Source organism: Shimia gijangensis, assembly GCF_900142085.1.
GTDB classification, from domain to species: Bacteria; Pseudomonadota; Alphaproteobacteria; order Rhodobacterales; family Rhodobacteraceae; genus Shimia; species Shimia gijangensis.
The window spans coordinates 28,084-46,994 of the sequence record NZ_FQZQ01000019.1; the positions used below are offsets into that span (position 1 = coordinate 28,084).

General features: G+C 55.4%; 15 protein-coding genes and 1 tRNA gene. 11 read left to right on the forward strand and 5 right to left on the reverse strand.

Features of this window, described 5'->3' with window-relative positions:
- The 7 genes from BUC32_RS15315 (at position 1) to BUC32_RS15345 (ending at position 4,814) form a co-directional block, all read left to right on the forward strand.
- On the forward strand, positions 1 to 315 hold the full coding sequence (locus tag BUC32_RS15315; RefSeq protein WP_073254785.1) for a heavy metal-binding domain-containing protein: 315 nt from the start codon (positions 1 to 3) through the stop codon (positions 313 to 315).
- A 46-nt stretch (positions 316 to 361) separates the two neighbouring features.
- Positions 362 to 1,117: a Fe-S cluster assembly ATPase SufC gene (gene sufC / locus BUC32_RS15320; RefSeq protein ID WP_073254788.1), complete on the forward strand. Its 756-nt coding sequence runs from the start codon at positions 362 to 364 to the stop codon at positions 1,115 to 1,117.
- Positions 1,117 to 2,403 (forward strand): Fe-S cluster assembly protein SufD, encoded by a 1,287-nt coding sequence (gene sufD / locus BUC32_RS15325; RefSeq protein WP_073254791.1) that lies wholly within the window; start codon positions 1,117 to 1,119, stop codon positions 2,401 to 2,403. Before sufC ends, sufD begins: the two co-directional genes overlap by 1 nt.
- Positions 2,403 to 2,888 carry a YIP1 family protein gene (locus BUC32_RS15330; protein ID WP_073254794.1) on the forward strand — a complete coding sequence of 162 codons (486 nt, stop codon included), beginning with the start codon at positions 2,403 to 2,405 and terminating at the stop codon, positions 2,886 to 2,888. The genes sufD and BUC32_RS15330 overlap by 1 nt, the downstream gene beginning before the upstream one ends.
- Entirely contained in the window at positions 2,885 to 3,466 is a 582-nt protein-coding gene (locus BUC32_RS15335) for a YIP1 family protein (protein ID WP_073254797.1), read from the forward strand. The genes BUC32_RS15330 and BUC32_RS15335 overlap by 4 nt, the downstream gene beginning before the upstream one ends.
- Positions 3,466 to 4,686, forward strand: a complete 1,221-nt coding sequence (locus BUC32_RS15340) for a cysteine desulfurase (RefSeq protein ID WP_073254800.1) — start codon at positions 3,466 to 3,468, stop codon at positions 4,684 to 4,686. Before BUC32_RS15335 ends, BUC32_RS15340 begins: the two co-directional genes overlap by 1 nt.
- Positions 4,687 to 4,737: 51 nt before the next feature.
- Positions 4,738 to 4,814 (forward strand) — tRNA-Arg (locus BUC32_RS15345).
- Between the two features lie 146 nt (positions 4,815 to 4,960).
- On the opposite strand, the gene BUC32_RS15350 is transcribed toward BUC32_RS15345, so the two are convergent.
- The 4 genes from BUC32_RS15350 to BUC32_RS15365 form a co-directional block, all read right to left on the reverse strand.
- Positions 4,961 to 6,268, reverse strand: coding sequence for an aspartate aminotransferase family protein (locus BUC32_RS15350; RefSeq protein WP_073254803.1), 1,308 nt, complete (start codon positions 6,266 to 6,268; stop codon positions 4,961 to 4,963).
- Complete coding sequence (locus tag BUC32_RS15355; protein ID WP_073254806.1) at positions 6,265 to 8,679, reverse strand: GcvT family protein; 2,415 nt, start codon at positions 8,677 to 8,679, stop codon at positions 6,265 to 6,267. Before BUC32_RS15355 ends, BUC32_RS15350 begins: the two co-directional genes overlap by 4 nt.
- A complete protein-coding gene (locus BUC32_RS15360; RefSeq protein WP_073254809.1) occupies positions 8,676 to 11,063 on the reverse strand; it encodes a GcvT family protein in 2,388 nt (795 codons plus the stop codon). Before BUC32_RS15360 ends, BUC32_RS15355 begins: the two co-directional genes overlap by 4 nt.
- A gap of 91 nt (positions 11,064 to 11,154) precedes the next feature.
- On the reverse strand, positions 11,155 to 12,687 hold the full coding sequence (locus BUC32_RS15365; protein WP_073254812.1) for a trimethylamine methyltransferase family protein: 1,533 nt from the start codon (positions 12,685 to 12,687) through the stop codon (positions 11,155 to 11,157).
- A 113-nt stretch (positions 12,688 to 12,800) separates the two neighbouring features.
- On the opposite strand from BUC32_RS15365, the gene BUC32_RS15370 reads away from it, so the two are divergent.
- Positions 12,801 to 13,745, forward strand: a complete 945-nt coding sequence (locus BUC32_RS15370) for a LysR family transcriptional regulator (RefSeq protein ID WP_245815194.1) — start codon at positions 12,801 to 12,803, stop codon at positions 13,743 to 13,745.
- A gap of 123 nt (positions 13,746 to 13,868) precedes the next feature.
- Positions 13,869 to 15,212, forward strand: a complete 1,344-nt coding sequence (locus BUC32_RS15375) for an MmgE/PrpD family protein (protein WP_073254815.1) — start codon at positions 13,869 to 13,871, stop codon at positions 15,210 to 15,212.
- Positions 15,213 to 15,266: 54 nt separating this feature from the next.
- On the opposite strand, the gene BUC32_RS15380 is transcribed toward BUC32_RS15375, so the two are convergent.
- A complete protein-coding gene (locus BUC32_RS15380; RefSeq protein WP_073254818.1) occupies positions 15,267 to 15,836 on the reverse strand; it encodes a YcbK family protein in 570 nt (189 codons plus the stop codon).
- Positions 15,837 to 16,149: 313 nt separating this feature from the next.
- On the opposite strand from BUC32_RS15380, the gene BUC32_RS15385 reads away from it, so the two are divergent.
- Together BUC32_RS15385 and lpxD are read left to right on the forward strand one after the other, a co-directional pair.
- Entirely contained in the window at positions 16,150 to 17,772 is a 1,623-nt protein-coding gene (locus BUC32_RS15385) for a L,D-transpeptidase family protein (RefSeq protein WP_139280750.1), read from the forward strand.
- A gap of 27 nt (positions 17,773 to 17,799) precedes the next feature.
- A complete protein-coding gene (gene lpxD, locus BUC32_RS15390) occupies positions 17,800 to 18,891 on the forward strand; it encodes a UDP-3-O-(3-hydroxymyristoyl)glucosamine N-acyltransferase (RefSeq protein ID WP_073254821.1) in 1,092 nt (363 codons plus the stop codon).
- The last annotated feature ends 20 nt before the right edge of the window (positions 18,892 to 18,911 follow it).

Consider the following 18,911-nt stretch of genomic DNA (forward strand, 5'->3'; position numbering starts at 1 on the left):
ATGATCATCACAACCACGCCATCCGTTGAGGGCCGCAAAATCATTGAATACAAAGGTATCGTAGTAGGCGAAGCCATTATGGGCGCCAATGTGGTGCGTGATGTGTTCGCGTCAATCACCGATATCGTCGGGGGCCGGTCGGGCGCTTATGAAAGCAAATTACAGGACGCACGCGACACGGCACTGCGCGAATTAGAAGACCGCGCCAACGCCGTTGGGGCGGACGCCGTTGTGGGTGTCGATCTGGATTATGAAGTTGTGGGCGGTTCGATGTTGATGGTTTCGGCCAGCGGCACAGCCGTCATATTGGGCTAGGGACCCGGGCAGCCAAGGTTGTCTGTGGATACGCGAAGGAAGAAAAATGCTGGAAATCAAAGACCTGAAGGTCAAACTTGAAGAAGAAAATAAGCAGATCCTCAAAGGTGTGAACCTAAAGGTTGAGCCGGGCACAGTACATGCCATCATGGGTCCGAATGGATCGGGCAAATCGACCTTGTCGTATGTGCTGTCTGGCCGTGGTGGGTATGAAGTCACTGACGGCTCGGCGACACTCGAAGGAAATGATCTGTTGGAGCTTGAAGCGGAAGACCGCGCTGCGGCGGGTCTTTTCCTTGCTTTCCAGTATCCGGTGGAGATTCCGGGCGTGGGCAACATGACGTTCCTGCGCACCGCAGTAAACGCACAGCGCAAAGCACGCGGCGAAGACGAAATGAGCGCGGCTGAATTTCTGAAAGTGGTGCGCGCCAAGGCCAAAACCCTGAAGATTGACGCGGATATGTTGAAACGCCCGGTGAACGTGGGTTTTTCGGGCGGTGAGAAAAAGCGTAATGAAATCCTGCAGATGGCCATGCTTGAGCCTAAGATGTGCATCCTGGACGAAACAGATTCCGGTCTGGATGTGGATGCGATGAAGCTGGTGTCCGAGGGCGTGAATGCGCTGCGTGACGAAAATCGTGGTTTTCTGGTAATCACTCACTATCAACGTCTGTTGGATCACATCAAACCGGATGTGGTGCACATTATGGCCGATGGCCGCATCATCAAATCTGGTGGTCCGGAACTGGCGCTTGAGGTTGAAAACAACGGCTATGCTGACATTCTGGCGGAGATGGCCTGATGGCTTTGGATGACCGCAAACTGTCCGCCACCGAGGAGCGTCTCGCGGCGATGACCATGCCAGAGGTTGGATGCACTGCTGATGCCCGACAGGCCGCTTTGGCACGTGTTCGGGCCATGGGGCTTCCGGGGCGCCGTGATGAGTATTGGAAATACACGCGGCCTGATACTTTGGTGCAGCCAAAGGCGCTTCCGGCTGCAGTATTTGATGGCGATGAAACGCCGCTGTTCGATGCGATTGATCGTTTGAAAATCGTCTTTGTGGACGGTGTTTATAACGCTGGGCTTTCGGATGAACTCGAATTGGAAGGCGTTCAGATCGATCGCCTTGAGGATATTTGCTGTCAGAAAAATCACTGGGCAGAAGACCTTTACGGTACGTTGGAAACAAACGGCCAAAGCCCGGTCGAACGCCCTCTGGCGGCCCTGAATACGGCATTTGCTGGCGATGGAGTGGCCATCCGGGTGACGGGTAAGCCGTCGAAACCGATCAGCCTGATCTATATTCATGACGCCGAAGATTCAGATGTGTTTCTGCATCACGTTGTGCGAGTCGAAAACGGGGCCGAGGCCACCATCCTGGAAAACGGACCGGCGGCTGCTCGATTTAATAAGTGTATGGAAATCGACATCGCAGATCGCGGAGCGCTGCATCACGTGCGTGCGCAAGGCCGGGATCACGAGCGCCGTGCCGCGACTCATATGTTTGCGCGTCTGGGGCAGGAGAGCGTGTTCAAGACCTTTACGCTGACGGCCAATGGCGTGATGACACGTAACGAAGTGGTTCTGGAACTCACCGGTGATGATGCTATTGCACACGTCGCCGGAGCTGCTTTGGGTGATGGTGACTTTCACCATGACGACACAGTGTTTATCACTCATGAAGGCGTCAATTGCGAAAGCCGCCAAGTGTTTAAGAAAGTGTTGTGCAACGGCGCAACCGGCGTATTTCAGGGCAAAATTCTGGTCAAGCAATCAGCGCAGAAAACCGATGGTTATCAGATCAGCCAATCGCTTCTTCTGGACGACGACAGTCAGTTCTATGCCAAGCCTGAGCTTGAGATTTATGCAGATGATGTAGCTTGTTCGCATGGCTCAACCTCTGGCGCGATTGACGAAGATGCGCTGTTTTATCTGCGTGCGCGCGGCGTGCCACATGGCACCGCAACGGACCTTCTGACGTTGGCTTTTCTAGCAGAAGCGGTGGAAGAAATCGAAGACGAGGCACTTGCCGACGACATTCTGACTCGGCTTGAGGGTTGGTTGACCCGCAGGCGCCACGGCTGATGTCGGTGATCGGCGACATGCTGTCCAGCTATGGCGGGCCACATAAAGTTGTGGCGCGTCATCTGGCCATGGGGCCGCGAGAAGATCGCGCCCTGGCCATTCTTATGGCGGGATGTGTGTTGCTGTTTGTCTCCAGCTGGCCTTACAACGCCCGGGTGGCGCATTTTGAAGGGGTAGATATCGGACCTTTGATAGGTGGATCCTTGTTTGGGCTGCTATTCTTAGCGCCACTGGGGTTTTATCTGATCGCTGCGATTGTCAGCCTTGTGCTGGGGCTGTTTGGTTGGACGGGCGGCGCCTATGCTAGCCGTCTTGCGCTGTTCTGGGCCTTGCTGGCATCGTCACCTTTGATCCTGTTGCACGGGCTGACCCGAGGGTTTCTGGGCCCTGGGATGCAGGAACAAATCGTCGGTCTGATTTGGTTTGTCGTGTTCATGTGGTTCTGGATGTCGGGCCTGTTTCAGGCCGGAAAGGATGCCGCATGAAAGAACTTCTACGCGCGCTTTTGATGCAAACCATAGCCCGGCCTGCGGATGCAGCCCGAACGCTAGTCGGATTGAACCTGCCGCGAGAGGCGGGCTGGATGGCGCTCTTTCTGGCGACCATAATCAATACGTTTGCCTATTTTGCCACCCATGCAATTGTCGTCCTGCCAGACGATTTTTGGGTTCCGGTCTTTAATGTTCCGATCATCTATCTGACTCTGTCATTTTCGTTTTCGACAATGGCAATATTTGGCGTGTACTGGACAGGACAAACTCTTGGTGGAAAAGCGCATTTTCCGGTTTTGGTATCCATGTTGGCCTGGCTGGTTTGTGTGCAAAGCCTGGCGGATTTCGTGTTTCTCGGCCTGCTAATGATCGTGCCAACTTTGGCGGGGTTGTTTTCGCTAGCGGCGGGCCTTTACGGCATCTGGATTTTTCTGAACTTTGTAAAGGTCGCGCATGGGTTTACCACCATGGGTAAGGCCATTCTGACAATCACACTGACGCTTGTGGGCTTGATCGTGGGGCTTTCTGTGTTCCTGTCGGTCATAGGGATCACGGCGATGGGAATTAGCTGATGTACGACGTCACCAAAATACGTGCCGACTTTCCGATCCTTGCACGAGAAGTGAACGGCAAGCCGCTTGTTTACCTTGATAATGGTGCCTCGGCGCAAAAACCCAAAGCTGTGATTGACGCTGTTACGCAGGCCTATGAAATGGAATATTCAAATGTTCACAGAGGCTTGCATTACCTTTCTAATCTCGCAACAGACAAATATGAGGCCGTGCGCGGCACCATTGCTCGGTTCCTGAACGCCAAAACCGAAGACGAGATTGTGTTAAATTCCGGCACCACCGAAGGCATCAACATGGTGGCCTACGGATGGGCCATGCCCAATATGCAGGCCGGAGACGAGATCATCCTGTCGGTGATGGAGCATCACGCCAATATCGTACCATGGCATTTCTTGCGCGAACGACAAGGCATTGTGCTTAAATGGGTCGACGTAGACGCGACAGGCGCACTTGATCCTCAGGCTGTGATCGATGCGATTGGCCCGAAAACCAAATTGGTGGCGATTACACAATGTTCCAATGTTTTGGGGACAATGGTCGATGTGAAAACCATCACCGAGGCCTCCCACACCCAGGGCGTGCCGGTGTTGGTAGATGGCTCGCAAGGCTCGGTGCATGCACCCGTCGATGTTCAGGACATTGGTTGTGATTTCTATGCGATCACCGGCCACAAACTCTATGGCCCCTCCGGCTCAGGTGCGATCTTCTGTAAATCCGAGCGGATGGCCGAGATGCAACCCTTCTTAGGCGGTGGCGACATGATCAAAGAGGTGTCAAAGGACACCGTGATCTACAATGATCCGCCGATGAAATTCGAAGCCGGCACGCCCGGTATTGTTCAGACCATCGGCCTGGGCGTGGCTCTGGAATACCTTATGGAACTTGGCATGGACAACGTGGCCGCACATGAAGCGGGTTTGCGTGATTATGCCGTTCAACGTCTGAGCGGTCTGAACTGGCTTCAAGTGCAGGGCACCACACCAGACAAGGCCGCGATCTTTTCGTTCACGCTGGATGGTGCTGCGCATGCGCACGATATCTCGACGATTCTTGATAAAAAGGGTGTCGCGGTACGGGCAGGGCACCATTGCGCAGGTCCGCTGATGGACCATTTGGGGGTCACAGCAACCTGCCGCGCGTCTTTTGGGCTTTATAATACCTCCGATGAGATCGACAAATTGGTTGACGCGCTGGAACTGGCCCACGAATTGTTCGCTTGACGACATTTACAGATTGCGGGGGATGGTTGCTCTGGCTATACCCCCGCTCAGGCACCTGTAGCTCAGCTGGATAGAGCGCTGCCCTCCGAAGGCAGAGGCCAGAGGTTCGAATCCTCTCAGGTGCGCCACTTTATTCCAACATTCGGACGTCGATTTCATGTCTGTGATTCAGACAGGCATCCACTAACCCCGGCAACATGCGTAAACAGCCTCCTTAGAAAACCTAAAGGGCCTGTTGCAGCGTTAATTGTTTGGCCACTTTTAGCTTAAGGTTTCACAAATTTTGGAACGCTCGGTCCAGCGCTTCGGCGGTCTGGTCCACATCATCCATCGACAGGCATAGAGGCGGTACCATACGCAAGACAGATTGGTCCGCTCCCGACTTGGACAAGATCAACCCTTGCTCGCGACACGCCTCAAAAACGCTGGTGGTTGCGTCGCGATCCGGGGTTTTAGAGGCGCGGTCGCTGACGATCTCAATCGCAAGCATCAGGCCCTTGCCACGCACATCCCCGATCTTTTCGTGACGGGTTTGCAAGTCTTTCAGGCGTTCCAGAAGCGCTCCGCCAACACGTGCAGCATTCTTTTGCAGGGTTTCTTCTTTCATCACTGCTAAAACGGCTCGCGCCGCGGCCGCCGAGGTCGGATTGGCACCGTAGGTGTGGAACATGAATTTTTCCGCCATAGGAGCGGCAACATGCTTGCGCGCAACCACGGCGCCAATGGGAAATCCATTGCCCAAACCTTTGGCCATGACCACGATGTCAGGCACCACGCCGTCAGCTTCAAAGCCCCAGAAATTCGCACCTGTCCGACCAAAACCAGACTGCACTTCGTCGGCGATATATAGACCGCCTGCTGCCCGGACACGCTCGGCCGCACCGGACATATATCCGGTTGGCATTTCGATGATACCGCCATAACCCTGTACGCTTTCCACGAAAATGCCTGCGACATTGCCAGAGGTGGCCGAGGCGATGGTGCGATCAATTTCATCAAGGTAAGGCTGGGTGCCGGGGCCAAAAATACCCCGGTACTGGTTGGGTTCGGGAACAAAGGCGACATTGCCGGGCATGCCCGGGTGACGCCAACCTGAGATCCCTGTGATAGACTGGGCCGCAGCGGTTGGACCATGATAGGCCGTCCGCAAGGCCAGCAGATCAAGGTTGCCAGTGAAGGTTCTCGCCATGGTCATCGCCAAATCAACGGCTTCGGACCCAGAGTTTGTCAGATGCACCACCCATTCGTGGCCCTTGGGCATCGTCGCGGCCAGTTCTTCAGCCAAATGCGCAGGGGTAGGGTGGTAGAACATGGTGGTACAATGGGTAAGCTCTTGCGCCTGCTCCATGGCCGCCGCCACCACCTTTGGGTGAGAGTGGCCAACCGAAATACAAACGTTCATCCCCAGAAGGTCGGTATATTTGCGGCCTTCGGTGTCCCACAGATATTGCCCTTGTCCTTTACGGAACACGATTGGGTCGCGAAACGGCGTAAAGCGGGTCAGCGATGAGGCATAATACTTGTCCCGGCGTGCGGCAGTTTTGTTCAGGTCCCATTCGTTGATGGGGAGTTGATCTGTCATGAAAGTGCTCCTTTGGCGCGCAAACGGGTATTGTTTGGATCAAATGGTGGTTGGCTTAGTATTTGGGCTGGCCGCTTTTGACCAAGAACGGATACGTGAAGCCCGTCGCGTGCGGTTGCATCGCGTAAATAGGCAAGCGCCAGAACTTTGCCGGTGCGGTGGCCATAAGCGCCAGATGTTACAATGCCAACACAGCGGCCGCCTTGCCACAAACCGTGGGCGTAAAACGGATCAACGTCACCGCCTTCAAGCTCCATCAACACCATATCCCAGTCATTGGCACGCGTCTCTAGGGCTTCACGCCCGACAAAGTCGCGTTCTTTGGGTTTCACGAAGCCGCCCAGACCAGATTCAATTGGCGAGCGTTCTGTGGTCAGATCGCTGCCCCATCCACGATACCCTTTTTCAAGGCGCATCGAGTTGGCGGCATACGCCCCGTAGTATCCAAGGCCCAAAGGTTTTGCCGTGTTTTCGAGCAGAGTAAACAGCTTTGCTGCATCAGCGGCCGGAACGTGCAGCTCCCAACCGGCCTCGCCAATGTAAGACACCCGCATGGCGCGTACTTTGATGCCGTTGATATCCACAGATTTCACTGTCAGCCAGGGAAAGTCTTGGGGTGCGATATCAGTCAGTGAAGCCCAAACTTCCGGGGCTTTTGGCCCCATCAATCCAATCACAGCGATCTGATCAGTGACCCTATCGACAGTGACGTCAAAGGCCGTGGCATGCGCGGTCAGAACGTCCAGATCGATTTCCTCAGCTGCCGCCGCAGAGGTGAGATAGCCGTGGTCCTCTCCCAAACGGGCAATGGCGAATTCGGACAGAACACCACCGGCGGGGGTCAGAACCTGGTTCAGCCCGATCCGACCCGTTGCAGGTGCGGTGTTGGCGCCCATCGTACCAAGGAATTTGGCTGTATCCGGACCCGAAATTTCGAACTTCGAAAACACAGACAGGTCTGCCATGGCCACGCGTGTGGTGGCGGCCTCAACTTCAGCGGCGACTTTCGGGAACCAGTTTGCGCGGCGGAAGGTTTCATCGGCGATTTCGTCCGACGAATCCGAGAACCAGTTCGGGCGCTCCCAGCCATAGGCGGCTCCCATGATCGCGCCACGTTCGATCATCAGATCATGCAGCGGCGACAGGCGTTTGCCACGTCCTGCCGGGCGCTCTTCGTTGGGGTAATGTACGCCAAATTGCAGGCCAAAACACTCGATGGCCTTTTCAACGCGGTAGTCCCTGTCAGCCCATGAGCCAAACCGACGGCTGTCGACAGCCAGGGGATCCATCGGCGGTGCGCCATGGGTCATCCAATGGGCCAGGAACCAACCGGCTCCGCCACCCTCCATCACACCCATGGACGAACCGGTCAACAACCATGCGTTTTCAAGCCCATGTGCCGGGCCGATCAACGGGTTTGCGTCAGGTGTGAACGTGATCGGTCCATTGATGACCGATTTCACGCCACCGGTTTCCAACGCCGGGATACGCTCCATCGCGGCCATAATGATCGGCTCAACCCGGTCCAGATCAGGTGGCATCAAATCCGCACCAAATTCGGGCGGAACCCCATCGACAGACCACACCTGCGCATCTTTTTCGTATGGCCCGAGGATGAGGCCATCGCGTTCCTGACGCACATACCAGCTTTCCTCGGGATCGCGGATCATGGGCAACTCATCCAGACCTGCGGCCTGCCTGTCTGCGACGGCCTGTACGGTGTCTGTCACCAGATACTGGTGTAGAACAGGTACGGATGGGATGTTGAGACCCATCATGTGGCCAATTTCCCAGCCCCAAGTTCCGGCAGCGTTCACAATGTGCTGCGCGTGCACGACGCCTTTGGCCGTGTCGACCACCCATTCGTCACCGTCTTTTCGGATTTCCGTGACCGGGCATTGCCGCCAGATTTCGGCGCCTCCGCGTCGGGCCACATCGGCCATCGCGTTGGTTGCAAGACTGGGATCCACATGGCCGTCATCAGGTTCATATATTCCGCCAAGCAACCCATCAAGCTGAGTTAACGGGTGCAATTCTGCAATGCGTTCTGGCGTCAGAACCTCGAGTGGGTATCCGGTGAATTCTGACAGGCCCGCTACATGGCGAAACTCGTCCATCCGATCGGGATTGCGTGTGATACGCATAGCGCCTGACGCATGAAACCCGCAGCTCAGGCCTGTTTCCTTAGGCAACGTATCACGATAGAGACGGACAGAGGTTGCCCGCAGTTCCTGAATGGTTGGGTTATGAGCAAAATGCGTGCACAGCCCCGCGGCGTGCCAGGTCGATCCATGTGTGAGATCGTTTTTCTCTACCAGCAACACATCTTTCCAGCCCTCTTTGACCAGATGGTACATGAGCGATACACCCATCACCCCACCACCAATGATCAGAACTTGCGCTTTTTTCATGTGCGCATCCTTTCGCCTTTAGGATCAAACGGCGGGCGGCGCAGCGGTTTCGCCGCGTAATCCTGCCCGGCAACGCGCACGGTGAACTGGCGCGCAAACAAAGTATCCAGAGTGTCGCCAGGGCTCACAGAAATCAGCCCAAATGCGAGGTTCAGCCCAGTGCGCGCGCCAACAGCACCACTTGTGGTTAACCCGATATGATCTGTGCCCTCGTAGATTGGTTCGTCGTGCAGCATCAGGGCATTCCCGTCTACCTCCAACAAAACCATCCTACGTTGAAGGCCATCGCTGCGTTGCTGTTCAAGAACAGATTTGCCCAGAAACGCCTTGGTCCAGTCAATGGTAAACCCAAGTCCCGCTTCCAGTGGCGTGATCTCAGGTCCGAGATCATGTCCCCAGTGTTTAAAGCCCTTTTCAATGCGGCACCCATCCAGCGCATAGTGCCCAAGCGGCTCGCCGCCTGCGGCCACAAGTGCTTCAAAAACAGGGGCCGCCTGAGACGCCTCAACGGTCACCTCCCAACCCAGTTCCCCAACAAAGCTGACCCGCGTGATACGACATGACACTCCGGCAAGGGTGATATCTGTTGCATAGCCAAAAGGCACATCGGTCCAAGAAGGTGTCAAGCCTTTCAGCATTGTGCGGCTGCCCGCGCCCATTACGCCGATCGTGCAATAATCTTCGGTGCGATCCAGAATTTCCACATCACCTGTAAGATGACGGCGCAGGTAAGCCAGATCGCGCATCCGCGTGGCAGCCCCCGAGGTCAGATGAAAATCCGTTTGTGAAAGGCGGGTGATGGTGACGTCCATCTCGATCCCGCCATTCTCGTTGAGAACCTGTGTATAGACCGCACGACCCACAGCCACATCCATCTGAGCAGTGGTTAGCCAGTTGAGGGCTTCCAAGGCGCCCGCACCAAAAACATCCAGTTTGGCGAATGGTGACAAATCGATCAATACGGTTCCTGTCGCCATCACCGCAGCTTCGCGCTTGGCAATAGGCAACCATGGTTGCGGGCCAACGGCATAGGGTAGGTTGCTCTCGGATGGATTGACCGCATACCACAGGCCGCGTTCCCAACCGGCTGTCAGGCCAAAGACTGCGCCCTTTGCGGCCCAATGGTCATGCAGCGCTGACTGGCGAAGATTACGCCCCGCCTTGGGTTGTTTGTAGGGCCAGTGCATTGCAAACAGATCCGAAACAGTTTCCTGCATCCTTTCAGCCATATGAGCAGAGCCAGCGGTGCGTGGGTCAGCGCGTGCAATATCGACTTCCCACATATCCATCGGGGGAACACGGTCCAAAACCCAATCCGCCAAGGCCCGGCCAATCCCTGCAGAGGACATCACGCCGACCGAGTTCATGCCCGCCGCCACAAACAATCCGTCAACCTGTGGCGTCTCACCGACAAGGGGCCTGGTATCCGCGGTAAAGCTCTCGGGGCCATTCATGAAGTGTTGAATACCGGCGATCTCAAGAGCTGGAATCAAATCAAGTGCGGCCTCCATAAAAGGCGCAAACTGATCCCAGTCCTCTGGCAACTCCAGAAACGGGCGATCCCCTTCGGGACCAAAAGCGTTCCAACATTTTGCATCCGGTTCAAAGCCACCGATCACAAGTTTGCCGGCATCGCCTTTGATATAGATACCCCGATCCAGATCACGGATCACCGGAAACGGCTCTGGCAAATTCGCCATTGGCTCGGTGACCACATACATGTGTTCAACAGCCTGTAAGGGCAGGGCCACACCTGCGGTCTCAGCAAGCGCCTTGCTCCATGCCCCGGCACAAAGGATCACAATGTCGGCTGCAATTTCTGTCCCATCAGCCAATTGAACGCCGCAGGCTTGACCGTCTTGTGTCAGAAGCGACGAGACTTGCACATTTTCGTGGATTTCCACGCCGCCTGACCGCGCGCCGCGTGCATATGCCATGCACAGGTCGACCGGATTGACGTTGCCATCTTCGGGCACATAAAGCGCGCCAACATGGTCTGACAAGTCCAACCCGGGCACGTGGACATCCTTCGTAGACACAACTTGAGGCGTCAGGCCCTGCGTCAAGCCCAGGTCGGCAATCCGGTGCAGCTCGTCCAGACGTTCGGTTTCTCGGGCCAGCCAATAGCCGCCTGTTTTTTTGTACCCCGTCGAAAGGCCGGTTTCCTGCTCAAGTTGGGGAAAAAGTTTCAGCGCATGCGACGCAAGCCTGGTCATATTGGGGGTTGCCCGCAATGGACCAACGATCCCGGCGGCATGCCACGACGTACCTGACGTCAGTTGATTGCGTTCAAGCAGCACAACATTTGACGCGCCGCGCTGTGCCAGATGGTAGGCGACACTTAGGCCGATCACACCGCCGCCAATAATGATTGTTTTGCTCATCTGAATTGTCCCGCTACGAAGCCGGGCTGCGGCTTTGAGACAACAGAGCTGCCCGCAATCCCGTCTGCCAATCTGTGCGTGAAGCGGCCCATCAGAAGTAATCCATATCTGGCGTTTCGGACTTGCGTTGTGCCATATAGTCCTTCAGTTCAGCATCTATTGACGGATCCAGACCCGGGTCATTGTACCCTTCCAACGTTTCTTTCCAAATTCGATTGGCACGCGTGGTGGTGTCCTGAGAGCCTGCCGCCTGCCATTGCTCAAACGCCGAGTCGTCAGGTGTCAGCGGGCGGAACAGGGCTGACATAAAGTTGGATTGAGTGTGTTCTGACCCCAGAAAATGCTGGCCCGGTCCGGTGGCGGCGATCGCGGCCATGGCTTGTGCGTTTTCGCTCAGATCAATGCCGTCAAAGAAACGTCCGACTTTGCCACACAGATCATGATCCATGATCGTTTTCTCAAACGATGTGACAAGCCCACCTTCGAGCCAACCTGTGGCATGGTTGATCACGTTTGCCCCGGCAAACATTGACATCAACAACCCCCATGCGGCCTCTTGCTGGCTTTGGGCATCTGCGATTTTTGACGAGGACAGTGTGCCAACCGTATGGAGCGGTACGCCGAGGCGCCGGGCCAGCTGTCCGGCCGCGAGCACCAAAAGCCCTGCTTCGGGCGTTCCAAAGGTTGGTGCGCCGGTTTTCATGGACATTGTCGACGCAAAACTGCCCATCAGGCAGGGCGCGCCGGGGGACGCGAGCTGCACCAGCGTCAACGTTGCCAAGGCTTCAGCCAGCACTTGGGCCAGTGTTCCGGCAACCGTGGTTGGCGACATTGCTCCTGTGAGAACCCAAGGCGAACAAGCCACGGGCTGGCCCGCTCTTGCGTAGGTTTTGAGGGCGCCAGACATATGTGAGTCCATCACCAAAGGCGCGTTGGTGTTTGAGACACAGTAAAGCACCGCGTTTTCAGCCATGAAATCCGCGCCAAATACGATTTTCGCCATATCGAGCGCATGTCCGGCGCGCTCTGCTCCGATAAAGGCCCCCATGAAGGCCCGATCTGAGTGGCGGATGTGGGAATACAGCATGTCCAGATGCCGCTTGTTGGCGGGCAGGTCGACCGGCTCACAGACGACCCCACCGGAATGATGCAACCAGGGCAACGAATGGTGAAGTTTAACCAGCGTCTCAAAGTCACCATGGGTCGCATAGCGTCGACCTTTGTCCAGATCATGCACAAATGGCGGCCCCCAGGACGGGCACAAAACAGTGGCGTCGCCTCCCATTTGTACGTTGTTCGCCGGATTGCGGGCATGTTGCACAAACTGAGCAGGCGCAGTGACCTGAATGGTCTTGCGACAAAAGCCGGGTACAAATCGGACGCGCGTTCCCTGGACGTCACAACCCGCTTGCCGAAATAGCTCGAGACATTCTGGATCGTCGTGAAACTCCATGCCTGTTTCGGCCAGAATTTGATCTGCGTTCGCTTCGATCAGGCTTAAACCTTCTTCGTTCAGCACATTAAAGGTGCCAAGCTTACGCTGAATAAACGGTGCACGAGGGGGTGCACTGGGTGCGGTTTGTGTTCGGCCGCTGCGGCGGCGATTTTTACGACTTCGTTCCATACTGTGAACCTTGCAACTGACTTGACATTTGCCAATCAAAATCAATTAGTATTCACAATATTTATACTCTTAGGTTGCCTATGCCGAATTCGCGTCCACCTCACAGCCGTCCGTTGACACCGCGTCTAATCCGTTCACTGGAAGTTCTTGTGGCGGTTGCGGAAACAGGCCAGATGCGTATGGGGGCCAAGCTGCTTGGGCTTTCTCAACCCGCCGCGTCTCAGCACATTGCGAATTTGGAAAAAGAGTTTGGCACGCGGCTTGTTGACCGCAGTACGCGACCGGCCCGGCTGACACACGCCGGGCTTAGGCTGCACAATCGCGCGCAAAAGATCCTGAACGCTTTGTCCGATATGGAATCTGAAATGCGCCACATTGGGCAGGCATCGATCAATGTGTTGCGTGTCGGCATTCAGGCTTCAATTGCGACCACGATCACGCCGTCGCTGATCGCATTGGCACAAGAGCAATTTGGCGTTGAAGATATTATCCTGCATGCTGGACAAAGCGGCGACCACGAACATCTTCTCAGGACAAAGCAAGCTGATCTGGCAATTACGTCAAACCCGTTTTTGGATATGGACGGTCTTGAACGTCATCACATTATGAAAGAAGCGTATCTGCTTGTTTTACCACCTGATTACGCGGGGCCTACTGATAGCTTAGAGGCCGTTCAGGAGTATTTACCGCTGATCCGTTTTGGGGATACCACAAATGCCGGACGTCAGATTGCCCAGCATCTGCGACGATTGAGGTTTGAGCCCAAAAAGGTCATTCAGGCCGATCGATCCAGCATGGTCACATCCAGCGTTGCCGCCGGGCAGGGATTTAGCTTGTTGACGCCGACATTGCTGATTGATGGCATGGTGGAAGACATGCGGATGAGCTTGCGCGTCCTGCCCGTGACAGGGTTGTCACGCACATTGACGGTAGTCGCACGAAAAGGAGAACTGCGTGAATTGCCTGCAAAGATCGCAGAGCTGACAACCAGGGAACTCACGCGCAAGATCGAAGAGTTTGTTGGGGGGATTGGTTTGGAGGCAGTGACGCTCGGGTAGTGGCAAACGTGATGCGGACCGAAGTGGGTATTCCTACGAATTGCCGCGCTGCGGCGGTCAAGGCGGCTTGCCCGACTCAAAGAATTCGGTTCACGTGCTGACAAACAGTACAAGGATACCGGCATGACCGTGACGTTTGACCAGTTTGCAGCCAATCTGACCTACACCGATATTCCACAAGATGTGCTGGCCATTTTACGGCGTAGCTTTACCGATACGATGGGAGTTGCGGCTGTTGGCAGTACCACTTCGATGTCCGGCCTGGCACGCAAAGCGGCATTGGCAGTGTTTGGCACCGGAACAGCAGGCAGTTCGCGCATGTTAATGGATGGCCGTTCAGTGAGCCCGGCGGGCGCGGCGATGGCGGGGGCCTTTCTGGTCGATAGTATTGATGCACACGACGGGGTAACTCCGTGTCAGGGGCACGCAGGCTCAGCCGTTTTTCCCGCGCTGATCGCGATGGCACAGTCGCGGGGCAAACCGATGTCCGGCGCTGAGTTTGCCACATATTTGGCCGTTGCCTATGAAGTTTGCTACCGCGCAGGGGAAACCCAACACGCCACTTGTGAGGATTATCATACCTCGGGTGCATGGACTTCCGTTGGCATTGCGACCTCCGGGGCACGCATGTTGAATTGTGACCCCGAGGCCATTCGCCATGCTGCAGGAATTGGCGAGTATCATGGGCCACGCAGTCAAATGATGCGTTGCATTGATTTCCCCACCAATGTTCGGGACGGTGTTGGCTGGGGCGCGCCTTCGGGAGTGACGGCAGCCTATCTCGCATCCGAAGGCTTTACCGGTGCGCCGGCGCTGACTTGTGAAGGGGCCGGGTCGGAAACCTTTTGGCAGGATTTGGGTCAGGGGTGGCGGATCACTGATTACACCCACTACAAAGCCTATCCTTGTTGCCGGTGGTCCCATGCAGCGATCGATTCCGTATCCTATCTGATTGCGGAACATGGCTTGACCCATGATATGATCAAGAGCGTTGAGATACGCACCTTCCACTATGCGACCCGTCTCGCGGGTCAGGAACCCGCCAACCTCGATGAGTTTACTTATGCGATTGCGTTTCCAGTGGCGGCAATGATTGTGCGGGGTCAGGTTGGTGTGGCCGAACTGACGCCGGAGGCGTTGAGGGATCCGGATATTCTACGGATAAGTCGGGCGACCAAACTGATTGACGATGACCATTTCACCGAAATCAGCCGCCACAAACGGTGGGCTCAGGTGACCTTGGTTCTGAAAGGTGGTCGGCGTATTGAGGATATCCCCCGCACGCCGCGAGGGGATGCAGATTTGCCGTTAAGTGACGCTGAAATCTCTTCGAAGTTTCATTTGCTGGCTGATCCGGTGCTGGGGTCAAGCCGAGCCAATGAAATTGAACAACTATCAGGTCAGTTTGACAAACTATCCGCGACTGACTTGCAGCGGCTGTTCACGCTTTGCACGGATGCGACATAAAAAAACCGGCCTAAGACAGGGCCGGTTTCGTTGAAATGCTTGTTGGATAAGGAGTTAGCGACCCCAGGTGCGCACCGGGCCGCAATCCATATGTACAAAATTTGATCCCGAATACCGGCCAACACCGCCTGCACGACAGGCTGACGCGGCGCGTGCCATCTGGCTGACGGACCGTGAGGCCAAACGCAAATCGGCGGCTTGTCCCTTCATGTGCAGAGAGTTCTTGGCGACACCGCGTGATCGTGACCGCAGCATGGCATTGGTCTGCGGGCTGCGGTAGCCCGACAACAGCATATAGGGTTCGCTCACATCCATCATGTTGTGTGACGCGGCCATGATGTCGATGGTGCGCAGATCAATTTCTTTCACGCCATCAGTGCGCCAGTCGCGCATGAATTTGTGAATTTCTTTGACGGCGTCTTTGATATAGTCGCCTTCGATCCAATAGATCGTGTCCAGACGTTCGCCTGTGCGGCCTGAATACATGCGGATACGGCGAATATCACCAGAACCGCGCAAAAAGCCTGCTGCATTGGAAAAAGTTGGCGCTGCCACTAGAGTGGTTGCCGCGAAGGCGCGCAGAAGTCCGCGCCGTGTCATGCTCAAAGAGCTGGATTCGGTCATAGTCTAAGCGCCTGTCCCGTCGCTACCTCATCCGCGATTTCTGCGGGTTTTTTGTTACCATCCCCAAGTGTGCGCAATGTATGCCACATATCGAATCGCCGACCAAGTGCTGTTTTGTCACGCATCAAATTATCAAGAGATTTAGGCGTAATTATGCTGAAAGCCGAAATGTGTGCCCGATGAGCCAAGAAACTGCGCCCTGACCGCATCATGGGTCTCGGGAATGTTGCATCTAAAGCATTTGTGAATAGACAGGGCATGGTTTTCCGGGAAAAAAGGGGAAACGTTATTTTTTCGGACGGAGTTAGACTAGATGATGCGTCCTTACTTTTCAGTTAAACGAATTCTTGGGGTCGCTGGACTCTGCGGACTTTTGCTGGCCGCGCCTCTGACAACGCCAGCTCAGGCACAAGTGACAGCCTTTAAGCAGGCTGTTGCAGAGACTGCAGCGCGAGATGACGATATCGCTGCGTTCTATCGCGAAAACGGATATCAGCCGATTTGGACCGTTGAAGGCCCCAAAGGGCTTGACCGACGCAAAGCCTTAATGGCGGCCCTTCAGGACGCTGATGACCACGGTCTTCCGACGGATCGCTACAAATTTGACCTGCTGTTTCAACAAATGGCAGAGGCCCGTAGCCCGCGTGACTTGGGCATTCTCGAAGTTGAAATGAGCAAATCCTATCTGGCGTATGCACGTGATATTCAGACCGGAATGTTTGTTCCCGCGTCACTGGACGGCGGCATCCAACGCAAAGCACCCTTGCGGGATCGCAAATCCTATTTGACCGGGTTGGAAAAAACGTCGGAAGCAAAAATCTATTTCCGCGCGCTGCCACCACAGAGCGCAGATTATCTTCGCCTGATGAAAGAAAAAATGCGTTTGGAACGCGTGGCTTCTCAGGGCGGATGGGGCCCAAATGTTCAGGCTAAGAAACTCAAGCCCGGTGACACTGGTACAGCCGTTGTGGCGATGCGCAATCGCCTGATCGCGTTGGGGTACCTGAACCGCAGTGCAAGCCGCAGCTTTGATGCGCCCTTACAAAAGGCGGTTCAGGCATTTCAACTGGATCATGGCCTTGAAGCGGACGGAGTTGCCGGTGGTGCGACGATCACCGAGATCAATCGCCCGGCTACGCAGCGCTTGCAATCGGTCATTGTGGCAATGGAGCGGGAACGCTGGCTGAACCTGCCTGAAGGCCGTGGCGAACGCCATATATTGGTAAATCTGACAGACTTTCATGCCCGTGTTGTCGATGATGGCAAGGTAACCTTCAAGACCCGTTCGGTGGTGGGGAAAAACCAACATGACCGCCGCAGCCCGGAGTTTTCGGATGTGATGGAGCACATGGTCATCAATCCAACGTGGAATGTACCACGTTCTATTGCGACCAAGGAATATCTGCCGATGCTGCAACGCAACCCGAATGCGGTCAGCTATCTTAAGGTGATTGATGGTAGCGGTCGGGTCGTAAACCGTGCCGATGTTGACTTTACCCAGTTTTCAGCGCGCAGTTTTCCGTTTGATATAAAACAGGCACCTGGCACGCGCAACGCTTTGGGACTGGTTAAGTTCATCTTTCCCAACAAACACAATATCTATCTGCACGACACCCCGTCCAAAAGCCTGTTTTCCCGCGAAAGCCGCGCTTTCAGCCATGGGTGCATTCGTTTGCAGCAGCCGTTTGATTTTGCCTATACGCTTTTGGCCGCACAGGAAGACGACCCCAAGGGCGTGTTTCACAAGCATCTGAAAACCGGACGCGAAACGCAGGTTGATCTGGAAAAACAAATTCCGGTGCACATCATTTACCGCACCGCTTTCACCAATGCCAAAGGTCCGGTGCAGTACCGACGCGACGTCTATGGACGCGACGCTAAGATCTGGAAGGCAATGGCCAATGAAGGGGTGGTCTTGCGGTCGGTTCAGGGCTAAGTATTTCTCGCAACTCGCGGGGGAATTATGGTTTATTCGATCCAGCAGATTGCCGACGCCATCGGGGCCGAGGCCTTTGGGAATACCGATCTCATTGTTGAACGGGTGACAGAACCGGCAATGGCAGGTGCAAATGATCTTGCGTTGTTGACGAACCCTAAATTTGCGGGTGGGCTTGCGCAAGGTTCTGCGCGTGCAGCGATGCTCTGGCCGGGGGCTGACTGGCAGGAGTTGGGTCTGGAAGCAGCGATTGAATCCCCACGAGGCCGATATGGCCTGTCTGGCCTGTCTGCACTGATGGATCCCGGTCAGCATTTTGGAGCGGGTATTCATGCTTCTGCGGTGATTGATCCGACCGCCGAGATTGGCGAAAACGTTGCGATTGGCCCGCTCGTGGTGATTGGTGCCCGAGCTAAAATTGGCGCCAACAGCATTATTGGGCCACAGTGTTCGGTAGGCGCCGACGCGACCCTCGGCGCAAATGCCTATTTGCGGGAAATGGTTTCGATTGGCGCCCGCGCAACAATTGGCGCGCGGTTCATTGCACAACCGGGGGTTCGTGTCGCGTCAGACGGATTTTCCTTTGTGACTCCGGAAAAGTCTGGTGTCGAAGCAGCCCGTGAAACCCTAGGGGATCAGGGCGACGTAAAATCGCAAGAATGGACCCGTATTCACAGCCTTGGGTCCGTGACCATTGGCGATGATGTCGAATTGGGCGCAAACACCTGTATCGACTGTGGTACAATTCGCGACACCCGGATCGGCAATGGCGTAAAAATGGATAATCTGGTCCATATCGCCCACAATGTGGTGATTGGTGACAACACGATCCTTGCCGGGCAATGTGGTATCGCCGGGTCAACCGTGATTGGTAAAAACGTCGTCATGGGCGGTCAGTGTGGCGTAACGGACAATACGACCGTGGGCGACAATGTAATTGCTGGCGGGGCCACCAAAATGATGTCCAAAGTACCGGCCGGTCGCGTGGTTCTGGGCTCTCCGGCTGTCAAAATGGAGACTCACCTGGAGATGTATAAAGGGCTACGCCGCCTGCCGCGCCTGATCGCAGATGTCGCGAAGCTGCAGAAAACCATTTCCAAGCCGGACACGAAGGACTAAATGACAGCCAAACCTGTCGA